This is a genomic window from Nautilia sp. (assembly GCF_053994455.1).
In genome coordinates this window covers 1-20,432 of the sequence record NZ_JBMYAU010000120.1, presented here as the reverse complement: position 1 = coordinate 20,432, position 20,432 = coordinate 1, and the positions used below count along the sequence as shown (strand labels likewise).

Below are 20,432 nucleotides of genomic sequence, written 5' to 3'. Positions count from 1 at the left end.
TTTCTTTAAGACAGGGGATTGCAACTATCGTTATTACGCTTCTTGGAAGCGGTGTTTTTATCGTACCGGCTCTGAGTGCGACATACAGCGGCTGGGCGGCGCTTATTTTATGGTTTGTAATGGCTTTGATGATACTTCCTGTGGCTTTTGTATTCGGCAAGCTCGGCATCATGTATCCGAGCGCCGGAGGGAGTGCCACGTTTGTAAAAGAGGCTTTCGGAGAAAAAATGGGATTTGCCGCAAAACTTCTATACCTTTCAATTATCCCCATAGGCCCTCCGGTTGTAATAATCACAGCCGCTTCATACCTTGCAGGCGCGTTTGGAAGCGAATACCTGATTGAATTTATATTTTTGGCAAGTGCGATAATTCTGATTTTAAACCTGATGAGCCTGACGGTTTCATCAAACATAAACATTGCCGTGGCGGTTATCATAATTACGATAATTTCGACTTTTTTTACCGTTTCGCTGTTTCAGAACTTCCATATAAACGCGCATGAATTTCATATAATAAAAACCCTCGGGATAATATTCTGGTGCTTTGTGGGGATTGAGGCGATGAGCCATATTTCACACGAATTCAAAAACGAAAACGATTTTTTCAAAGCCGTAGTAATCGGGATAATTACGGTTGCTTTTATGTATATGGCGGTTACGTTTTCGCTTCTTGTGTTTAACGCATACGGAAACGAATCTAAAAACATCCATTCACTTGTATGCGTAGCCTCGCACATAATGCCTTATGCGGATAAAATTATGGCCGTTGTGGCGTTTATAATCTGCATAATGGCTCTGAATTTATACGTGGCATCCCTGACACGTCTTTCAACGACCCTGAATATAGGATTTAAAAAGGCTCTTTTTATAATTATGGGAATTATTCTGGCGGTCAGTATTTTAAAGTTTATGTACGGGTTTAAAGTGGATTTTTTAATAACATACTCAAACGGAGTGTTTGTTTTAATCTATTTTTTAGTGTCCCTTTCGGCACTTAAAATTCTAAAAACCAAAACGGCACTTTCAGCTGTTGTTACAATGGGTGCGATTATTGCGATTTTGGGGGTTGATATGGTATATGCGGTTATAATGCTTGGAGTTTTTTATTTTCTCAAAAGAAATTAAAGACACTTTTTAATGTCTTTGTCAAAAGTCCTGACTTCGTATCCGTAAAAATTGGCTTTCGCACATAAAAACGCGTCAATAAAATCGATATTGTGTTTTTTAAGAATGTTTAATGCATAAATCAATACCGCTTTGTCTTCGTTTACAACGTTTTTAAATTCTAAAATAGCCGTTAATTTATCAATAATTTTTTCTTTCTCCCATTTATAAAATTTACTAAGCACAAAATAAACCTCCATAACAACACCTTCGCTTATAATAGCATCTATTTTGCCTTTTGCTACATCTTCAAATAAATTTTTTGCTATTACAAAATGCTCTTTCGGCGTCATTGTCAAAAACCTTAGTATGTAGTTACTATCAATTAAAACCATATTTTTCCCTTAAATGCTCTTCATATACCCTTTCAAAATCTTCTCTTGTGGCAACTTTATCTTGAGGTTCTAATCCTTCTAAAATCTTTTCTAACAGTTTCATATCGTCTTTTTCTTCAATCGGCTCTATTTTGGCGATTTTTTTATTCGTTCTTTTATCGACAACGATAATAGGCTCTTTTATTTTTTTAAGAAGCGAGATGTTTTTTTGCAGTTCTCCGATAGATATAGTCATAGCAAACCCCTTTTAGTTTATATAAAATTATAGCACAGTTTATATAAAAAAAGGGGAAGGTTTAAAAAACCTCGAATTTTGCGAGCAGTTTGGAGATTCTTTTTTTAACCTCTTCTTTTCCTAAAACGCTGAGCATTGCCGAAAGATCTATTCCTTTGGTATCCCCTACCATTGCGATTCTTAAAGGCGGCATAAGGAATTTGGGTTTAATGCCTTTAAACTCTAAAAATTCATTCATTGCGTCTGACCAGTCAACCGGGGTTTTCGGTTCTTTGTCGTTTAAAAACACCAGAAATTCCCTGAGATTTGCTATAACTTCGTCTTTTAGAAATTTTTTAACCGCCTTTTCGTTGTATTCGGCAGGCTCGGATAAAATTTTCTTAATCTCTTCGGCCATTTCTTTAAGTGTTTTCACCCTTTCTTTAAGCTCGTCTATTAATATTTCTTTTTTGTCATGATCAATAATATCCACTCCGAAATCTTCTTTTAAAAGTCTTACGATTCTAACATTTGGAGAATTTTTAATATAGTGCTGGTTAAGCCACTCAAGCTTTTCTTTGTTGTATCTGCTCGGAGCCTTGTTGATGTCTTTAGGGTCGAAAAGTTCAATCATTTCCTTAATTGAAAATATTTCCTGATCCCCGTGGCTCCATCCGAGTCTGACAAGAAAATTTAAAAGAGCTTCGGGAAGATAACCTTCTTTTTTATACTCCATAACGTCAACCGCACCGTCGCGTTTGCTCATTTTAGAGCCTTTTTCGTTGTGAATCATAGGCACGTGGTAGAATTTCGGCACATCCCATCCGAACGCTTTATATACAAGCACCTGCTTAAACGTGTTCGTAAAATGGTCGTCCCCCCTTATGATATCTGTCATTCCCATTTCATGATCGTCGATTACCACAACGAAATTATATGTGGGAGTTCCGTCGCTTCTTGCAATTACGAAATCGTCAACCTGAGAAGCGTCAATTTCCGCTTTTCCCTTAACCCCGTCTTCAAATCCTACTTTTCCTTCCAAAGGGGCTTTGAATCTGATTACGTAAGGCTTCTCAAGCTCACCTTCGAAATTTCTGTATTTTCTGATATCAATAGGAGGCTCTTCCCCTTTCATCCTCGCTTCTCTTATGCTTTCAAGCTCTTCTTTTGTAAGGTAGCATTTATACGCAAGACCTTTTTTAAGCAGTTCGTCGATATATTTTTTATAAATCCCAAACCTGTCGCTCTGAAAAACAACTTCATCATCCCAATGAAGCCCCGTCCACTGAAATGCCTCAAGTATCGCATCAACGGCTTCCTGTTTGTTCCTGCTCAGATCCGTATCCTCAATTCTCAGCCTGAATTTCCCTTCGTTTTTTTTAGCCCACAGCCAGTTAAAAAGAGCCGTTCTAAGCCCTCCTATATGAAGATATCCCGTAGGGGAAGGGGCAAATCTGGTCACTACCATTCAAATCCTTTTTAACGGAATTATATCAAATCGAAACAATTTAACATTTATCTCGGCAACCGAATAATATTCCCGGCAAACTTAAGCTATAATTTCACCCGCAAAAATCACAAACGCTTTAACATACATTAAGGAGTGTTATGAAAATAATAAACGCTTTTATTTCCAAATTTAAAAAAGTTCACACTTTTGAAAAAAAACTCATCCAGGAACTGAAAAAAGAACACCGGAAACTTTTCGCAATTTTCAATAAAATAGAAAAAAACCTCGAAAAAGGAAAATATGGGAACGTTTTGAACGCTTTAAAAAAATTTCATTACGAATACCGGCTGCATATCATATATGAAGACAACTATTTTTACACATACGTTAAAAACAAATATAAACACGACGGCAGCATTTTAAACTTCATAAACCGCAAACATCAGGAAATGGAACAGATAAGCCGTTCAATAGCCTCTTTTATAAAAAGGTTTGACAACGTAAACGAAATAAAAACGGAACGCTTTAAAAAAGAACTGCAACAACTGAGCAAAGCGTTAAAATCGAGAATAGAGTTTGAAGAACAGGAATTATACACCCTGTATCTCTGATTTTCTTTCGATAATTTTAACGCTTACCATTACCACGATAACTTCAAGCACGGCGGTAAAAACAAGAACGTTATACCAGTAATCGCTCACTATTCCGTTTTGATGGGCAAGAGTCGCCGTGGCTATCAGCAAAGTCAAAGGCATTGAAAGGGAAAGGGCGAACAGTATCATTTTTTTTAAGCCCAGCATAAAATAAAAAAGCGACGACGCAAACACACGGATGGCCACCATTACGGTTACAATCAAAAACGAGTCTTTAATCATTTTGAAAGAAATCAAAGAAAGGTTAAGGGAACTTCCCACGTGAACGAAAAATATCGTAATTAAAAATCCGAAACCGAAAGGCGCAAGCTTGTGCTCGAGATCTTTGTTGTGATCAAAAAACGTGGTAATAAAAACGCCGACCACAAAAGCTCCCAAAACGACATCGAGATGGATTTTCATCAAAAACGCTATCATTATGAAAAAAAAACTGATGGCAATCCTCACGTCCTGATGATATTTGTCAACCCCCGGCATCAGATAATGCTTAAGTTTCGGAAACCACCAAAAAAGGGATCTTACAAGAAAAAAGACCACCGCCAAAAACAGTAAAAACAAAAAAAGAATCCCGATGTTAAAAAGCAGTTTTTCATCAAATCCGAATTCAAAATATCCGCTCACCACCGTCAAAATCAAAATAGACACCAGTTCCCCCAAAACCCCTATTTTTATAGCGAGATCAAGCCATTTCCTTTTGCCTATCTCCTGCTGAATGGAAATCATAAGCCCTATGGAAATAAGAGGCATAATAACAAGAAAAATTTTCGAAAACCCGAATAAAAACACCAATACCAGACTTACTACGTTTAAAAGGATTAAAAACAAAACACCTTTTTTAAAAACGGATTTTTCCATCTTAAAAAGTTCTTTTAAATTAACCTCCATTCCGGCCAAAAGCATCAGATACAAAAACCCCACTTCTGCCAGCAGATTAAACATTTCGTTATGGTGTATAAGTCCGATTGCACTGAAAAAAGCGCCAAGGGTAATTTCCACCATCGAAATAGGGAGTTTAAGCATATTGCTGAGAAAAGGTGACACGAGCAAAATCACCGAAAGGGAAATAATTAAAATTTCAGCATTCATCGGCTATTTCAAACCCTTCTTTAATTAAAATTTTTAAATCCTTATCCGGTTTTTCCCCTTTTGTAGTCAAATAATCTCCTATCACTATGGAGTTCGCACCCGCATCTAAAGCCTTCGTCCATTCATCCCCGAAAACTTTCTCCCTTCCCCCGGCTAACATTATTATAGCCTCTTTAAACTCTTTTGCAAACTCTTTTACAATATTTAAAGCGAATTCCTTATTGTGTGTGGCTTTTAACGGAAGTTTTTCATGTTCGATAAAAAAATTAAGCGGAATTCCTTCGGGTTCGAGCCGTTTTAAAGAATTTATAAAACTTTTAATATCTTGCGCACTTTCTCCCATACCGAATATGCCCCCGCAGCAAAGCTGCAACCCCACGGATTTTACATTCTCGCAGGTGCCGAACCTTTCCTCCCATGTATGGGTTGTGCATATTTTAGGATAATATTCCCTGCTTGTTTCAAGATTATGGTTGTATATTTTTACGCCCGCGTTTTTCAGCTCTTTAAGGGATTCCTTATCCGCCGTTCCGTTACATGCGATAATTGAAATGTCAACCTCTTTTAACACCGCTTTTGCCGCACGGCATACGTACTCAAGAGTCTTACCGTCAAGATTTTTACCGCTTGTTACAAGACAAAAACCCGATGCCCTGTTTTTCTTTGCAAGTTTCGCCTCATTTACAATTGTACTTAAATCTTTTTGTTTATATCGATTTATATCCGCACCCCATTTCACGCTTTGCGTACAAAACCCGCAGTCTTCGCTGCACGCTCCGGAACGGATGTTACTGATGGCACAGAGGTATATTTTTTTCATTTCAGACCTTTGGAAGGATAAATTCTTTTGTTTTTGTTTTCCACTCCGCTGTTTTGATTTTTCTGTAAAACAGTGTAACCGTATATTTTTCATCAATTATATCAAGTGTCATACAGGTTGAAAAGCCGTGATCCCTCGCACAAACCTCCCCGGGATTCAATATCAGGTTTTTACCGTTAAACGTAATATCCACATCATGCGTGTGTCCGTAAACGATAATATCGGTATCAAGGGGAAACATATATTTCGGATAATGCATCAGTTTCCACGTTCTGCCGGCCAGCTTAAAATAATGGGGCTCGGTTGTCAGATTATATCTGTCTATCACCTTATAAAGGTGAAAATCGTTGTTACCGAGTACCGCGGCATATCTAACCGGGGCTTTTTCAAGGTATTCAAGCACTTCTTCTTCAACTATGTCCCCTGCGTGAAGAATAAACTCCGCACCTTCGTTTAAAAGCAAATCTATAGCTTTCTTGGCTCGTCCGGCTTTTCTGTGCGTATCGGACATTATTCCTATTCTCAAGTTCCGTCCTTAACTTTACGTTTTTTTTTCTTAATTTTTATCAATCCTGTGTTTACATTTAATACATTCGTAAACCTCTTTTTTCCTGTATGTACGCTCCGCCATCAAATACCCGCATTCCGGGCATTTTTTATTAACGGGCCTGTATTTTGAAATAAAATTGCATTTCGGATAATTCGCGCACCCGTAAAATTCGCCTCTTCTTGATTTTCTTTTTACTATATCCCCGCCGCATTCGGGACACTTGACGTCATCAAGAACCTCGGGCGCATTCAGCGGCTTCGTGTTTTTACACTCCGGATAATTGCTGCACGCCAAAAATTCCCCGCTTTTTCCCCTTTTAACAACCATATCGGCACCGCATTTGTCACATTTAACGTCGGTTTTTTTCTCTTCTTTTTCTTCAAGGGGACGGGTGTATTTACATTTCGGGTATGCGCTGCAGGCTATAAACTCCCCGAATCTTCCTTTTCTGATTACAAGCGGCGCACCGCAAAGAGGACACGTTTCGTCAATGGGTTTGGCGATTTTCTGGGAAGGAATTTCCTTATATCCTTTATCGATAAGCTCCATAAAAGGATTGTAAAACTCCTTTAAAACCTCCTGCCAGTCTTTTTTAGCCTCCGCAACCTCATCGAGCATTTCTTCCATATTGGCCGTAAAATTCGCATCGACAATATCAGGAAAATGTTTTTCAAGCGTTTCGATTACACTGAAAGCTATTTCCGTCGGATGCAGTTTTTTATCCTTCACCTCGACATAGTTTCTGTTTTGCAAAAGGGTTATTGTCGGCGCATACGTCGAAGGCCTTCCGATTCCGAGCGATTCGAGTTTTTTAATAAGGCTCGCCTCCGTATATCTTTCGGGCGGCTTTGTAAAGTGCTGTGTCGCTTTGACATCTTCAGGTTTTAGCGTTTCCCCTTTTTTAAACTCCGGAAGAAGCGTATTTGCGCTCGGTTTTCCGTACACTTTGTAAAATCCGTCAAATACGAGTTTTCTTCCGCTTATTTTAAACTCGCCCCTGTCGTGGGAAATATAAATGTTTTGCGTCTCGAATCTGGCGTCTTTCATCTGCGAAGCTAAAAACCTGTTAAAAATTAGCGTATATAATTTCAGTTCGTCGGGTTTTAAATAGTTTTTAAGATCATCCGGCGTAAGCCTTACATCAACAGGCCTTATCGCTTCGTGTGCTTCCTGGGCGTTTTGTGATTTCGTCGTATAAGTTTTGGCCTGTGCGTATTCATCTCCGATATGCTGTTTTATAAACCCAAGAGCCGCGCTTTGCGCCTCTTTTGCGATATTCAGGCTGTCCGTTCTCATATATGTGATAATACCGGTTTCTCCCACGGGCGTTTTAACACCTTCATAAAGTTTCTGGGCTATCTGCATTGTTTTTCTGGGACTAAATCCCAGCTCGCTGCTCGCCACCTGCTGAAGGGTCGAAGTCATAAACGGAGCCGGCGATTTCACCGTTGTCGTTTTTGTTTCTATCTCCCTTACGGTATATTCGAGAGGTTTAAGTTCGTTTACGATTTTTTGGGCTTCGTCTTTTGTTTTAATATCGAACTTATCAAGTTTTTTGCCTTCATATTTTATTAAAGAACCCTCTATTTTTTTAAAAATCCCCTCGATACTCCAATATTCCCGGGGTTTAAAGGCCCTGATTTCCCTTTCCCTGTCGACAACAAGCTTAAGCGCGGCGCTTTGAACCCTTCCGGCGCTCAGCCCTTTTTGAATTTTTTTGTTAAGAAGGGGTGAGAGTTTATATCCCACTATCCTGTCAAGCAGTCTTCTCGCCTGCTGGGCGTTTACCCTGTTTATATCTATTGTTCTCGGGTTTTCAAGCGCTTTTTTAATAGCCGTCTTCGTAATTTCATGAAACACTATTCTCGGAAGCTCTTGCGGGTCTTTGCCTATTACGCGGGCTATATGGTATCCGATGGCTTCACCTTCCCTGTCCTCGTCCGTCGCTATGTAAACGGTTTTGGCCTTTTTGGCTTTTTCTTTCAATTCTTTGGCAACCGCCTGATGATCTTTAGTGACCCTGTACTGCGGGATAAAGTTTTCATCTTCTATTTTTATTCCGAAAGAGGTTTTAGGCAGATCCCTTATATGCCCTTTACTTGCAACGACTTCAAAATCCTTCCCCAAAAAATTCTTTATCGTCCTCGCCTTTGCGGGAGATTCCACTATTATCAGATTTTTAGCCAAAACATATACCTTTTTTTTTGGCGGTATTATACCAAAGAGTTTTTTTATAAACCGATTCATTACGCATATTACAATAATTTTACATATGTAACGCAACACACGGTTTTGTCATTTTTTTGTCATTTAATAATAAAAACAAACTGTTGCGGATAAAGGCTTAAGTCAGTGAGAGAATTAATAAAAAACAAAAAGCTTCTGCTGTTTATAATTACGCTCCAAGAGGCGTTTACGGCCGTATTGCCGTATATACTTTTAACATACGCGATTATTTTCTTTTCTTATCTGTTTAAATATCTCGACATCGATTTTATTTTATTTAACGAAACGGATTTGAAAACGTTGGGGAATGTGTTAAACACATTTCTTTCCATTGTAATAACAGTTTCGATAGCCTACTTTTTTTCTATGAGAATCAAAGTTTCCCAGATAATTTCGATAATACTTTCAATAAGCGTTTTTTTGACAATTACGGTTATAGAAAACGGCTCCCCTTTCCAGCTTCCGAAAGGAATGACCCCGGCGGCGCTGATTAATCCTATCGTTTCGACATATCTTTTAAAAATTTTTTATCCCCTGCTCTCTTTAAGGCTGAACAGGGAAGACGGAAATTTCCACATATACAGGCTTATGAATTACTTAATCGCCTTCATAGCCGCATATACGGCAACGGTGGTGATGTATATAGGTACCGATTATATAATGGACGGCATAATATTCCGGATAAACCACACGGACTTCGGAATACCTGCGATAATCGCACTCGCATTAAGGGATTTTTTCGTCCAGGTTTTATGGTTTTTCGGCATACACGGTTCACATGTTATGTACTCTCTTTTCGGAAACGGTATTTTTTTTGAAAATATGTATCCGAACTTGAAATACATCGAATTTCACGGGCTTTTCGTAAACATAGGGGCGACGGCTTAGGACTGCCGATGGCGCTCGCGCTGCTTATGGCCGTCAAGGACAAAACGCTAAAAACAATCATTAAAATCTCCCTTCCCTTTACGCTGTTGAATATAGACACCCTGCTGATATACGCGGTGATAGTATTCAACAGGTTTTTTTTAATCCCTTTTATATTTCTTCCGGTTATAAACCTTTTTATAGCTTACTTTTTTTTGCACTTCATACCGGTGACGTTTACGGATTATTATCTCGTATGGACCACCCCGCCGGTATTAGACGCATACCTTAAAACGGGCGGAAACATCTATGTAGTGATGTTACAGATATTTATCATAATATTCGATACGGCGGTTTATTTTTATTTTGCCAAAAAGTTCTCCTCATCAAACTCTTTAATTTCCGAAAAGGAAATACTTGAAAAAAACCTCGATATACATGGCGAAATAAAATCCAAAGAAACGATTCTCGCATTTAAAGCACAAAAAGAGCTCATAGCCGCACAGGCCCAGCTCAACAGCGTCATCAAATCCTTAAACAAAGACAATATGAAAATATACTACCAGCCCAAAGTGGACATAAAAAACAGAAAATACAATAAATACGAAGCCCTTATAAGATACAACGACAACGGAAAAATAACAGGCCCTACGTTTCTGTCTATCATTGAAGAAGCCGGGCTCGCCCCCGTTATAGACATTTGGGTGTGTAAAGAAGTGAAAAAACATATTCGGGAATGGAAAAAAAAGCATTTTTATCCGGAAATAAGCGTTAATCTGCACCCTGACACGCTAAACAGCAAAGACGCCGTCAAAAAAATAGTCTCAATACTGAAACACGAAAGAATAAAATTCGAAATCATAGAAAGAAGTCTGTTAAACAGGGAAAAAGAGGAAAAAAACATAAACTTTTTAAAAGAAAACGGATTTAACCTTGCAATTGACGATTTCGGAGTGGGCTACTCAAGTTTGAAAATCATTACAAGACTTAACATCGACGAACTTAAAATTGACAAATCTTTAATAGATATCATACACACGCGTAAAGGTTTTGCGGTATGCAAACACACTGTCGGAATATGTCATGAAATAGGATGCAAGGTGGTTGCGGAAGGAGTGGAAACAAAGCTGCAGTTAGAATACGTGGAAAAAATAAACACGAATCTGGTACAGGGGTACTATTTCGCCCCCGCCCTGCCGTTTGAAAGAATAATAAGCTACAAACCCGTTTTCAGCTGAGCCTGGTTTTAAAGTCCTCGTAATGAAATTCCCTCGCTTTATAAACGGAACCGTCTTTTCTTTTGATTATTATATCGGGCAGTTTGATTCCGTTGAACGCCGTGTTTTTTACCATCGTGTAAATAGCCATATCTTCAAATATGACTTTATCTCCGATTTTTAAAGGCTCGTCAAAACTGTAATCCCCTATAACGTCACCCGCAAGACACGTAACCCCTCCGAGCCTGTATGTGTGTTTTTTTTCACCGGGCTCGCCGGCACCCCTTACCACGGGTCTGTAAGGCATTGCAAGTACATCGGGCATATGCGCCTCCGCAGACGTATCGAGAATCGCTATTTTCATACCGTTGTCTATTATGTCGAGCACTTCGGCAACGAGATATCCGGCGTTAAGCCCCACCGCTTCGCCCGGTTCGAGATACACGTCTTTTATATTGGGGTATCTGCTTTTAAACTCTTTAATCATATTAATCAAATTTTCAACATTATACCCTTTACGCGTAATATGGTGTCCTCCGCCGAAATTTACCCATTCCATATCTTTGAGATATTCTCCGTAGAGTTTTTCAAAACCTTCAAGCGTTTTTTCAAGAGCGGTGTCCAACTGCTCGCAAAGCGCGTGAAAATGCAGTCCGCTTACATTCGCAAGTTTTTCGGCCCTGAAGTTTGCCTTAGGAATACCGAGACGGCTAAAAGGAGCACAAGGGTCGTACAGCGGCACGGGAGAGCTCGAAACTCCGGGATTTACCCTAAGACCGATTAAAGATTTGCCTTTTACCCTGTTTTCGAATCTTTCGAGCTGATTGAAACTGTTAAACACAACCGTATGTGAAATATCGGCAACTTCGTCAATTTCATCCTCTTTAAACGCGGGGCAGTACGTATGCACCTCCCACGGTTTCATATTGGCAAGTTTCGCCTCCCAAAGACCGCTCGCGGTGGCACCGCTTAAATATTTTTCAAGCAGATCAAACGTGGACCAGGTTGCGTACCCCTTCAGGGCCACTAAAATTTTACAACCGGCTTCTTTTTGAGCATTATCCAAAATTTTTAAATTTCTCTCGAGAAGATTTTCTTCTATCACATAAGCGGGTGTTTTAATTTCCATTAACAGCCTTTTTTATGAAATTATACTAAAAGCGTAATTAAACCAATATAATTTATTATAAGCTTAAAAGTGTCTGACACCAACTTATGCTCTCAATTCTCAATTCAATATCCGGTGTCTGTCACTTATTATAAAGATTCACATTTTACTTTTTTTCATAAGAATCGGAAAAAGACCCGATTATAAGGTCAGGTCTAAAATTCTGCTTGTTTTTTCAATGTCTTCAACACTCGGCTTTTTCTCAGCACCCACGTGTTTTAACACCCTTGCGACAATAAGCATCAACGCCCCGATATATTCAGGAAGCATCTCCTCAAGCTCTTTTGAAATCGGATATTTTAAAGGCGGAATCTGTTCCAAATATAAAAGCACGTCTTTTAAATCCACTTCTTCTTCAAGTTTTTTAAATTCCCTTATGCTCTCTTCAAACCCTCTTGTAAGAGGCATATCCGCAGGCATAATAATATCCCTTCCGTTATAACCGGTTTTTTCAACCGCCACTAAAAGCAAATCATGAAATTTTTTTTCAACGATATCCACAATTCTGTCGGCTTTAGATTTATCAAGCTCCAAACCTGCCGCTTTTTTAAAAACCGCTTCAATTTTTTTAAATCCTACAACTCTTGACATTTCCACTCCTTAAGTTTTTTATAATTATAAAACTTTATAAAGCAAATGTCAAGAGCCTTTAGTATAAAAGACTAAACTAAAATGAAAAACCGACTCCCACATACATACTGCTGTCATAATTTTCATCAAAATTTATATTTCTATATCCGATAAACAGCTGTCCGTTTTCAATAAACTGCGTACCCGCTTCTACTTTAAACTTCATGAATTTTTCGGCATTGTCAAAACTGAGAATTTTAGGAGCGTACTCAAATTCACCCCTTAAAAACACAGGTACGGAAAACTGCTGAAGGTAAGAAAAAGCGCCGATACCTATAGGAACGGCCGAATTGTCTTTGGTATGGACAAAATCGAAAAACAGTGAAAATTTTACCGGCAGGTTTACACCCACTATATGTCCTTCGCTTTTTATTCCTCCGTATACGAAATTGGATTTGTCGGAATTGATAAGATACCCCGCCCTTGCGTAAAACGGCTGATCATAAGCAATTTTCGTCTGTCCCTCTATCATCAGTGTGTCGCTGTTAATCTGAAGGTTAACGAAGTTTCCCGCAAACAAAAATCCCGCCGTTAATGCGCTGAGTGTTAATTTTTTCATATTACTCCCTTTTTTTTGTGAAATTATATCATTTATCATATATTATAATTTTAACCCTTTCTCCGGCTTTTACCGTATAAAGCCCCTCTTTTAGCACCATTAAAGCCCCGTTTCCTATAAGGTTTGTAAGTATTCCGCTGCTGCCCTGTTTTTTTCCCCTGGTATCCGCTACATATTCGCCGTTTTCAAAACTGATATTCACGGCCACAAACTGGGTTTTTTTAAATTTTTTAACAAACTCGTCCCTGAGTTTCGCTTCAACGGTTTTTAAAGATCTTTTATTTTCAAAAGCGTCCGCAATAGGCACCACATACAATAAAAACGTAACGAAACTGCTGTACGGGAATCCCGGAAGTGAAACGATATACTTCCCTCCCGCACGCGCTATCATAATCCACTGTCCAGGTTTAATGTTCACCCCGTGAAACAGCACGTCGAATTCTCCCGTAATTTCTTTGACAAAATCGAAATCCCCCACGCTTACACCGCCCGTAGTAACCACGATATCGCTGTTTTGAAGGGCCGATGTTATTTTTCTTTTTATGGCTTTTTTATTATCGCCAGCGATGCCAAGATTATGTGTTTCGTAACCGAAACTTTTTCCAAGGGCGCTCAGGGTGTAATTGTTCGAGCTTCTGATCTGTCCCATTTTATACTTTTCATCTAAATCAACAACTTCTTCCCCCGTGGCAAGTACGGAAATCACGGGTTTTTTCACAACATCCACAACCGGAATCCCGAGTGACGCCAACACCCCTATTTCCCCCGCTTTAACAAGCGTTCCTTTTTTAAGCAGCACTTCGCCCTTTTTAAAATCTTCACCGACAGGTCTTACCGAAAAGCCTTTTTCAACTTTTTCATTTATAATCAGTCTGTCGCCTTTAACTTCCACATTTTCAATAGGAACGAGCGTATCGCTGTTTTGAGGCATAAAGCTTCCGGTGTATGTTTTAACGGCCTCGCCTTTATTGATCCTGTCGTATTCAAAACTTCCCGCCGGATTCCTCCCTATGATTTTTATTTCGCCGCCGATATCCTCATATCTTACTGCATACCCGTCCATTGAAGCGGTAGGCATATAGGGGTTGTCGTATTTTGCGGTTATGTCCCCGGCAAGCACCCTGTTAAGGGCATTTTCCAAAAAAACCCTCTCACTTTCTTTAATTTCCGGCAGATTTTCATTCAAAATCTTCATAGACTCTTCAAAACTGATATGCGCCATAATTTCTCCTTAATTTTTCACTTTTCACTTAATATTCCCGCTCCCGGAAGCTCTTTGGCCCTGTCTTTGGCAAACACCCTTTCACCGTTTATTAAATCATATTTCCAGATCGGGGCGTTCGCTTTAAAATCCTCCACAAACTCTTCTAAGTATTTAAAACCTTCCGTTCTGTGTTTTGTAAAAATTGCACATAAAAAGCTGGTTTCACCCACCATTACATCCCCGAAACTGTGTGCCATTGTTATTTTGCAATCCTCCAAATTCCGCCATTTTTTAAACCATTCGTTAAGCATCGGAAGATACAGATCAAAACTCAGTCCCTCAATTCCATTATCAGGCCTCACTATACCGATAAACGGTATCATCGCACCGTATCCTTCAAGTTTAAACTCCTCATACCACCTCTCAAGCGTAGGAATAACGGGTACACCTCCTTTAAATACTTCTAACATTATCCCTCCTTATATATTCAACTGCGTTATTTTTAAATTTTCCATTATTAATTACCCCCCGCATACCGGCGGAAGTATCGCAACCCTGTCACCGTCGCGCAATTCAATCTCAACGCTGTTTACAAGCCTGTCGTTAACGGCAACAGCCGAATTTTCCAACCATTCTTTCAATTTTACATCTTCCGATAAAACTTCTTTTAATTCTTTCAAACTACCTACATCTATTTCGATACTTTCTTTATTTATCGGTCCCAAAAATTCCACTTTTACCATAAAAACTCCTTAATTTGACATATCAACTGCCATTTATATGATAAAATAATACCCAAAAAAGGCTGATATGCTCATAGGTCATATTGATTATTTAAACCTTTTGCCATTTTATCAATTTTTAAAGAAAAAAGGGATAAAAATAAAAAAATCTTACCCTTCCCGTGTTAACAAATGGTTTGAAAAAGGAGCTATTGAAGCTGCTTTCATCTCTTCAGTCAAAGCAAAAAACAAAAAATGCCTGAATGCCGGAATCGCTGCAAACAAAAAAGTGAAAACCGTCCTGGTGTGTCCGGGAGAAGGTGAAGACTACGAATCGGCAACGTCGAATATTTTGGCCAAAATATTAAACGCTAAAGGAAAAGTGGTAATAGGGGACAAGGCGTTTAAGGAAAACAACTGCAAGGACCTGGCGGCTTTATGGTATGAAAAATACCGTATGCCGTTTGTTTTCGCCCTTTTTTGCACAAACAAAAACAGTTTTGAATATGAAAAACTGATCAACGAATTTTTAAGGAAAAAACAGAAAATCCCTTATTCGGTACTCAAAAAATACGCACAAAAAACGGGCATTTCCACAAAAGAGGCAAAAGAGTACCTAAACAGCATCATCTATTACAAAATAGGATGGAGAGAAAAAAAATCTCTTAAAAAATTCTGGGAGCTTTCGCGTGAATTTACTTGAAATCGGCAAACTGCCCCCGCTTGACGGCGAATTTTTCGAAACGTTCATAAAACACAAAAATGTAGAAATTAAAAAAATAGTTTCAAACACGCTTAAAACACCCCGGACTTTTATCCAGGAAGAAGATGAGTTTGTGGTTTTACTAAAAGGTTGTGCAAAAATAGAAATAAACGGCGAAATTAAAAAACTAAAAGCCGGCGACTGGCTTTTTATACCGGCAAACACACCGCACACTTTAATAAAAACAAAAAAAACGGCCGTATGGCTGGCCGTTCATATTTACTGATATATTTTTTTTATATAATCCATCTTTCTTGTCATATTAAGCATCAGCGTATCGGCAATTACACACGCCGCCATCGCCTCGACAACCACGCTGCCCCTTATTGCGACGATGGGATCGTGTCTTCCTTTTAAATCGACTTCAACCTCGTTTCCGTAAATGTCGATTGATTTTTGCTTTTTAAAAATCGAGGGCGTCGGTTTAAAATATATTTCGGCTTCCACGCTCTCACCGTTGCTGATGCCTCCGAGCACCCCTCCGGCGTTATTGCTTAAAAAGCCTTCTTTTGTAATTTGGTCGTTGTTTTCAGATCCGGTAAGTTTATGTGCTTTAGTGTTTCCTATATAAACACCTTTTACCGCATTTATGCTGACCATTGCACTTGCCAAAACATTGTCAAGTTTATAATAAACCGGCTCGCCGAGTCCCACGGGCAGATTTTCTATTTTCAGCTTAACGGCCCCTCCTAAAGAGTTGTGTTCGTTTCTTTTTTCATCAATAAGCTTTATCCATTTTTTTTCAATATTTTCATCAAGGGCGAAAAGCGGGGATGTTTTTGCGTATTCGTAATTCTCTTTTTCCGCCCTGATACCGCCTATTTCAACAACCCCCGCTTTAATGTCTATATTCAGCTCGTTAAGGATCATTTTCGCAACCGCCCCCGCGGCAACCCTTGCGGCCGTTTCACGGGCGGAACTTCTGCCCCCGCCCCTGTAATCCCTGATCCCGTATTTGTGCCAGTACGTAAAGTCGGCATGTCCCGGGCGGAAAATGTCTTTTATATTCGAATAATCTTTGCTTTTCTGGTCTTTATTGAATATAACTATCGCTATAGGTGTTCCGGTGGTTTTGCCTTCGAATACTCCGCTGAGCACCTCCGCGGTGTCACTCTCTTTTCTGGCCGTGGCAAACCTGTTTTTACCGGGTTTTCTCCTCTCAAGCTCGCTTTGTAAAAACTTTTCGTCAAACTCAACCCCTGCGGGCACTCCGTCAATTACAACACCTACGGCTTTTCCGTGCGATTCGCCGAACGTTGTAAATCTGAATATCTCTCCGAAACCGTTAAACATCTTTTTTTCCTCTTAAATTCCCCATTTTCAATTCTCCATTTTCAATTTATATCAAGTTCTTTTTTAAGCATCTCTATAGTAAGCCTCGCACCTTCCTGCTGTGCCGTTTTTTTGCTTTTTCCTTTTGCCCTTGCATATTCTTTATCCTGAATAAAAACACCTATTTCGAATTCTTTTTTGTGATCAGGCCCGCTTGCGCTTATAAGCCTGTATTCCGGTACAACTCCGAAATGAGCCTGTGTTATTTCCTGAAGGGTCGTTTTGTAGTCTTTAAGAAGCTCTTCGGGGGTAATGACAGGAAACTCTTTTTTAAGCAGTTTAAGGGCAACATCTTTTACCTTTTCGAATCCGGATTCAAGATAAACGGCACCCATAACGGCCTCAAACGCGCTTGAAAGAATAGAAGGCTTTTCTCTTCCGTTATTATTCTCCTCCGCAGGGGAAAGATATAAATATTTTCCCAAATCAAGTCTTTTTGCCAGCCTTGTAAAAGAATCCTCGTTGACTAAAGCCGCCCTTAATTTAGAAAGGGTACCCTCTTCGGCCTTAGGAAAAAGATGAAAAAGATACTCCCCCACTATCAAATCCATTACGGCATCGCCCAAAAATTCCAGCCTTTCGTTGTTTACGTCTTTTTTATAACTTCTGTGTGTGAGAGCCTCGGTTATCAATTTTTCATTTCTAAACTGATACCCCAAGCTCTTTTCAAGTTCACTTATATTCATTTATTATCCTTTGCGTTGTTTTAGGTATTAATTCCATACATTCGGGATTAAATTCCATTATTGAATTCAAATCCATAAAAGCCGGCCTGCTTACGATAAAAAACAGCAGAAAATGTATAAGGGCGCTTATTCTCTCTTCACACCGGTTACACTCGCTCTTTTTTATAATTATACATTTTTCTTCTTCCAATTCCCAGATTTGTGCTATTTTAGCGGCGATCTCAAACAGAGTGTAACCGCTCATCCTTTTTATGAGCGTACCGAGTTCCACCGGTGCGTTATCGGTTATTAACGCCACTTCGTTGCTTTTATCCGCCAAAAGACTTTCGCAGACACAGACGGCGGCGGGTATAACCGCCCCTATTTCCGAATATTTTTCATATGCTTCCTCGCCAAATTCAATCTTCATATATGTTTTATAAAATGATAAAAATTTAGCCTGAAAATCCTTAAAATCAAAACTGAAAACCCTCCATTTTTCAGGAGCGAGCAAAGACACCATATACCCGTATACCAAGCTTTTTGCCGTTTCAATACCAATCATCGTAAACAGCTGAAGGGTGTTTTCCACCCTGTTGGGCAAAGAAAAATAGGCGGAATTCACTATATGCCCTATCCTCTCCTTCAAAGGCGGATTGTTTTCCGTAAGCACGGCGGCGCTTTTTATATCCCCCTTTTTTAAAGCTTTTAAAACATTCACCGCCTTTTCAGGAACGGAAGGTACGCTCCGGAGGTATTCACATATCTCTTTTTCGGATATAAGCATCTATTTTTTCCTTTTTAACGCTTCCTCTTTTGCAATTTTATCACAAATTTCATTTTCCCTGTGCCCGGAGTGCCCCTTCACCCAGTTTACGTTTATTTTATGCGATTCGCTTAATTTTACGAATTCATTCCATAAATCGGGGTTTTTAACGTTTTTGAAATTTTTTCTAATCCAGTTTGCAAGCCATTCGTCGATACCTTTCAATACATAAGAGGAATCGGAATACAAATCAATCTCGCACGGCTCCCTAAGGGCTCTAAGCGCCTCGATTACCGCCGTAAGTTCCATTCTGTTGTTGGTTGTACGAGATTCTCCGCCTCTTAATATTTTCTCATGCCCTTTATACCTTAAAATCGCACACCACCCCCCGGGACCCGGATTTCCTAAAGAACTTCCGTCCGTGAAAATTTCTATTTTTTTCATTGTAACCTTTTCGATATTTTTTATCAGTTGAGTATTTAAGTAAAAAGATAAAATTTGTCTTTTTTAAATTTTTCTGTTATAATACCTGAAAATTTTAACAAAAGGAGGCAAAAATGCCAAAAATCAACAGATACCAGGACATCTCTCAAATCGACAGGGAAGCTAAAAAAGACTATATCGACAGACACTCACCGTTTATCCACTGTGAGGACACTGCAAAAAAAGGTGAAAAATTCAAGGTAAAAGTAAAAGTAGGAAACGAATACTCTCATCCGGACGATTTTGATCATTACATTGCTTATGTTCAATTATGGAACGGAGAGACTCTACTTGGACAGGCTACGTTCACACCAGGTACGCTCGGCAATCAAAAAGAGCATGTGGAAGTGGACTTTTACATCGTTCCAACATCAAACAAACTTAAACTGACCGCAATGGCTTACTGTACCAAACACGGCTTATGGGAAAGCGAAATAAAAGAAGTTACGGTATCCGAATAAAGGATACTTTTCTCCGTTTTTTCGACATTTATTCTTACCTTTCTGACATAAATTTTACAAATATTAAAGAAATGAACACTCATATGTATAAAAAGACATTTTTTCTATTAAATATAAATTAAAATTTATTGACACCCCATTTTTTTTGATATATAATTTCCGTAGCCTCGAAGGAGGGCTTATGATTAAACGCATTCTGTTTTTTTACATTGACGGTTTTAAAAACATGTCAAGCGTCGGTCAGAAACTCTGGCTGATTATCATTATCAAGTTGGTTGTGATTTTCGTGGTTTTAAAAGTGTTTTTCTTCCCGACTCTCAGTTCGAAAGTCAAAGGGGAAGAAGCACAAAAAGCACTTTATTTAAACCACTTGACAAAAGTCACGGCCGACAAACAAAAAAAGGAGGAATAGCATGGTAGATTACAGCATGCTTGAGTGGGCGAGAGCCCAGTTTGCTATGACAGCACTTTTCCACTTTTTCTTCGTGCCATTTACACTTGGTATGTCGTTTATCGTAGCGTTTTTTGAAACGATTTACGTAAAAACTGGAAAAGCTGAATGGAAAGAAATTACACAGTTTTGGCAGTTAATCTTCGGTATTAACTTCGCAATCGGTCTATCTACAGGTATTATTCACGAATTTGAGTTCGGGACTAACTGGTCTACATACTCATGGGTTGTCGGTGACTTATTCGGAGCACCATTAGCGGTTGAAGGTATTGTTGCGTTCTTTCTTGAAGCAACATTTGCAGCTATCGCATTCTTCGGATGGAAAAGAGTTAGCAAAGGTGTTCACTTAACATCATCTTGGTTACTTGCTATTGGTTCAAACCTTTCAGCACTTTGGATTCTTATTGCAAACGGATTTATGCAACATCCGAGTAGTGAATTCTATAAATACAACATTGACAATGCAAGACTTGAAATGACAAACTTCTTTTCAATGATTACTCAGCCTGTTGCACAGGTGAAATTCTTACACGTTGTAAGTAGTGCATATACTCTTGCAGCTGTATTCGTTTTAGGTATTTCATCTTTATATCTATTAAGAGGAAAACACAAAGATTTCGCAAAAAAATCTGCAGCAGTTGCAGCGG

26 protein-coding genes are annotated in these 20,432 nt (G+C 39.0%); 9 read left to right on the top strand and 17 right to left on the bottom strand.

From position 1 onward, the window contains the following. Positions 1 to 1,124, top strand: a 1,124-nt coding sequence (locus ACXJIE_RS08510) for an amino acid permease (RefSeq protein ID WP_456480545.1), incomplete at its 5' end; no start/stop codon positions are given. Here the strand turns inward: ACXJIE_RS08510 and ACXJIE_RS08505 are convergent. The 3 genes from ACXJIE_RS08505 to gltX all read right to left on the bottom strand — a co-directional run bounded on the left by ACXJIE_RS08505 (position 1,121) and on the right by gltX (position 3,180). After that, on the bottom strand, positions 1,121 to 1,498 hold the full coding sequence (locus ACXJIE_RS08505; protein ID WP_456480544.1) for a type II toxin-antitoxin system VapC family toxin: 378 nt from the start codon (positions 1,496 to 1,498) through the stop codon (positions 1,121 to 1,123). The genes ACXJIE_RS08510 and ACXJIE_RS08505 overlap by 4 nt on opposite strands. Then, complete coding sequence (locus ACXJIE_RS08500; protein WP_456480543.1) at positions 1,485 to 1,733, bottom strand: hypothetical protein; 249 nt, start codon at positions 1,731 to 1,733, stop codon at positions 1,485 to 1,487. The genes ACXJIE_RS08505 and ACXJIE_RS08500 overlap by 14 nt, the downstream gene beginning before the upstream one ends. Before the next feature lie 61 nt (positions 1,734 to 1,794). Beyond that, positions 1,795 to 3,180: a glutamate--tRNA ligase gene (gene gltX, locus ACXJIE_RS08495; protein WP_456480542.1), complete on the bottom strand. Its 1,386-nt coding sequence runs from the start codon at positions 3,178 to 3,180 to the stop codon at positions 1,795 to 1,797. 140 nt (positions 3,181 to 3,320) lie between these two features. On the opposite strand from gltX, the gene ACXJIE_RS08490 reads away from it, so the two are divergent. After that, entirely contained in the window at positions 3,321 to 3,773 is a 453-nt protein-coding gene (locus ACXJIE_RS08490) for a hemerythrin domain-containing protein (protein ID WP_456480541.1), read from the top strand. On the opposite strand, the gene ACXJIE_RS08485 is transcribed toward ACXJIE_RS08490, so the two are convergent. The 4 genes from ACXJIE_RS08485 to topA are packed head-to-tail and all read right to left on the bottom strand — an operon-like array spanning position 3,753 to position 8,458. After that, the gene (locus ACXJIE_RS08485) at positions 3,753 to 4,901 is read right to left on the bottom strand and encodes a cation:proton antiporter (protein ID WP_456480540.1); all 1,149 of its coding nucleotides are present in this window, start codon (positions 4,899 to 4,901) and stop codon (positions 3,753 to 3,755) included. The two genes, ACXJIE_RS08490 and ACXJIE_RS08485, sit on opposite strands and share 21 nt — an antisense overlap. After that, positions 4,891 to 5,721 carry a biotin synthase gene (locus ACXJIE_RS08480; protein WP_456480539.1) on the bottom strand — a complete coding sequence of 277 codons (831 nt, stop codon included), beginning with the start codon at positions 5,719 to 5,721 and terminating at the stop codon, positions 4,891 to 4,893. The genes ACXJIE_RS08485 and ACXJIE_RS08480 overlap by 11 nt, the downstream gene beginning before the upstream one ends. Position 5,722: 1 nt before the next feature. Beyond that, complete coding sequence (locus ACXJIE_RS08475; protein ID WP_456480538.1) at positions 5,723 to 6,247, bottom strand: YfcE family phosphodiesterase; 525 nt, start codon at positions 6,245 to 6,247, stop codon at positions 5,723 to 5,725. Between the two features lie 30 nt (positions 6,248 to 6,277). Beyond that, positions 6,278 to 8,458 carry a type I DNA topoisomerase gene (gene topA, locus ACXJIE_RS08470; RefSeq protein WP_456480537.1) on the bottom strand — a complete coding sequence of 727 codons (2,181 nt, stop codon included), beginning with the start codon at positions 8,456 to 8,458 and terminating at the stop codon, positions 6,278 to 6,280. 165 nt (positions 8,459 to 8,623) lie between these two features. On the opposite strand from topA, the gene ACXJIE_RS08465 reads away from it, so the two are divergent. Both ACXJIE_RS08465 and ACXJIE_RS08460 read left to right on the top strand, forming a co-directional pair. After that, positions 8,624 to 9,385, top strand: coding sequence for a PTS sugar transporter subunit IIC (locus ACXJIE_RS08465; protein WP_456480536.1), 762 nt, complete (start codon positions 8,624 to 8,626; stop codon positions 9,383 to 9,385). Between the two features lie 8 nt (positions 9,386 to 9,393). Next, a complete protein-coding gene (locus ACXJIE_RS08460) occupies positions 9,394 to 10,602 on the top strand; it encodes an EAL domain-containing protein (RefSeq protein WP_456480535.1) in 1,209 nt (402 codons plus the stop codon). On the opposite strand, the gene nspC is transcribed toward ACXJIE_RS08460, so the two are convergent. From nspC to ACXJIE_RS08430, 6 genes are all read right to left on the bottom strand, one after another. Then, complete coding sequence (nspC, locus tag ACXJIE_RS08455) at positions 10,595 to 11,710, bottom strand: carboxynorspermidine decarboxylase (protein WP_456480534.1); 1,116 nt, start codon at positions 11,708 to 11,710, stop codon at positions 10,595 to 10,597. The genes ACXJIE_RS08460 and nspC overlap by 8 nt on opposite strands. 180 nt (positions 11,711 to 11,890) lie before the next feature. Continuing rightward, on the bottom strand, positions 11,891 to 12,340 hold the full coding sequence (locus ACXJIE_RS08450; protein ID WP_456480533.1) for a DUF1931 family protein: 450 nt from the start codon (positions 12,338 to 12,340) through the stop codon (positions 11,891 to 11,893). 76 nt (positions 12,341 to 12,416) lie between these two features. Continuing rightward, the gene (locus ACXJIE_RS08445) at positions 12,417 to 12,938 is read right to left on the bottom strand and encodes a YfaZ family protein (RefSeq protein ID WP_456480532.1); all 522 of its coding nucleotides are present in this window, start codon (positions 12,936 to 12,938) and stop codon (positions 12,417 to 12,419) included. A gap of 28 nt (positions 12,939 to 12,966) precedes the next feature. Next, the gene (locus tag ACXJIE_RS08440; protein WP_456480531.1) at positions 12,967 to 14,160 is read right to left on the bottom strand and encodes a molybdopterin molybdotransferase MoeA; all 1,194 of its coding nucleotides are present in this window, start codon (positions 14,158 to 14,160) and stop codon (positions 12,967 to 12,969) included. 17 nt (positions 14,161 to 14,177) lie between these two features. Next, complete coding sequence (locus tag ACXJIE_RS08435; RefSeq protein ID WP_456480530.1) at positions 14,178 to 14,612, bottom strand: molybdopterin synthase catalytic subunit; 435 nt, start codon at positions 14,610 to 14,612, stop codon at positions 14,178 to 14,180. Positions 14,613 to 14,663: 51 nt separating this feature from the next. Then, positions 14,664 to 14,885, bottom strand: a complete 222-nt coding sequence (locus tag ACXJIE_RS08430) for a MoaD/ThiS family protein (RefSeq protein WP_456480529.1) — start codon at positions 14,883 to 14,885, stop codon at positions 14,664 to 14,666. A 67-nt stretch (positions 14,886 to 14,952) separates the two neighbouring features. Here ACXJIE_RS08430 and ACXJIE_RS08425 point away from each other — a divergent pair, with 67 nt between their 5' ends. Both ACXJIE_RS08425 and ACXJIE_RS08420 read left to right on the top strand, forming a co-directional pair. Beyond that, positions 14,953 to 15,567: an MqnA/MqnD/SBP family protein gene (locus ACXJIE_RS08425; RefSeq protein ID WP_456480528.1), complete on the top strand. Its 615-nt coding sequence runs from the start codon at positions 14,953 to 14,955 to the stop codon at positions 15,565 to 15,567. Continuing rightward, positions 15,554 to 15,853, top strand: coding sequence for a cupin domain-containing protein (locus ACXJIE_RS08420; protein ID WP_456480527.1), 300 nt, complete (start codon positions 15,554 to 15,556; stop codon positions 15,851 to 15,853). The genes ACXJIE_RS08425 and ACXJIE_RS08420 overlap by 14 nt, the downstream gene beginning before the upstream one ends. Here the strand turns inward: ACXJIE_RS08420 and aroC are convergent. Genes aroC through rnhA form a run of 4 tightly spaced genes read right to left on the bottom strand, consistent with a single transcriptional unit; the run spans position 15,847 to position 18,834 of the window. After that, positions 15,847 to 16,920 (bottom strand): chorismate synthase, encoded by a 1,074-nt coding sequence (gene aroC / locus ACXJIE_RS08415; RefSeq protein WP_456480526.1) that lies wholly within the window; start codon positions 16,918 to 16,920, stop codon positions 15,847 to 15,849. The two genes, ACXJIE_RS08420 and aroC, sit on opposite strands and share 7 nt — an antisense overlap. Before the next feature lie 41 nt (positions 16,921 to 16,961). Further along, positions 16,962 to 17,645, bottom strand: a complete 684-nt coding sequence (gene rnc, locus ACXJIE_RS08410) for a ribonuclease III (protein ID WP_456480525.1) — start codon at positions 17,643 to 17,645, stop codon at positions 16,962 to 16,964. After that, the gene (locus ACXJIE_RS08405; RefSeq protein WP_456480524.1) at positions 17,632 to 18,411 is read right to left on the bottom strand and encodes an HDOD domain-containing protein; all 780 of its coding nucleotides are present in this window, start codon (positions 18,409 to 18,411) and stop codon (positions 17,632 to 17,634) included. The genes rnc and ACXJIE_RS08405 overlap by 14 nt, the downstream gene beginning before the upstream one ends. Further along, positions 18,412 to 18,834, bottom strand: coding sequence for a ribonuclease HI (gene rnhA, locus ACXJIE_RS08400; protein WP_456480523.1), 423 nt, complete (start codon positions 18,832 to 18,834; stop codon positions 18,412 to 18,414). Between the two features lie 113 nt (positions 18,835 to 18,947). Between rnhA and ACXJIE_RS08395 the strand changes: the two genes are divergently transcribed. From ACXJIE_RS08395 to ACXJIE_RS08385, 3 genes are all read left to right on the top strand, one after another. Continuing rightward, positions 18,948 to 19,334, top strand: coding sequence for a class II SORL domain-containing protein (locus tag ACXJIE_RS08395; RefSeq protein ID WP_456480522.1), 387 nt, complete (start codon positions 18,948 to 18,950; stop codon positions 19,332 to 19,334). A gap of 181 nt (positions 19,335 to 19,515) precedes the next feature. Next, positions 19,516 to 19,746 (top strand): DUF4492 domain-containing protein, encoded by a 231-nt coding sequence (locus ACXJIE_RS08390; RefSeq protein WP_456480521.1) that lies wholly within the window; start codon positions 19,516 to 19,518, stop codon positions 19,744 to 19,746. A 1-nt stretch (position 19,747) separates the two neighbouring features. Continuing rightward, positions 19,748 to 20,432: cytochrome ubiquinol oxidase subunit I (locus ACXJIE_RS08385; RefSeq protein WP_456480520.1), on the top strand; the 685-nt coding region annotated here is incomplete at its 3' end.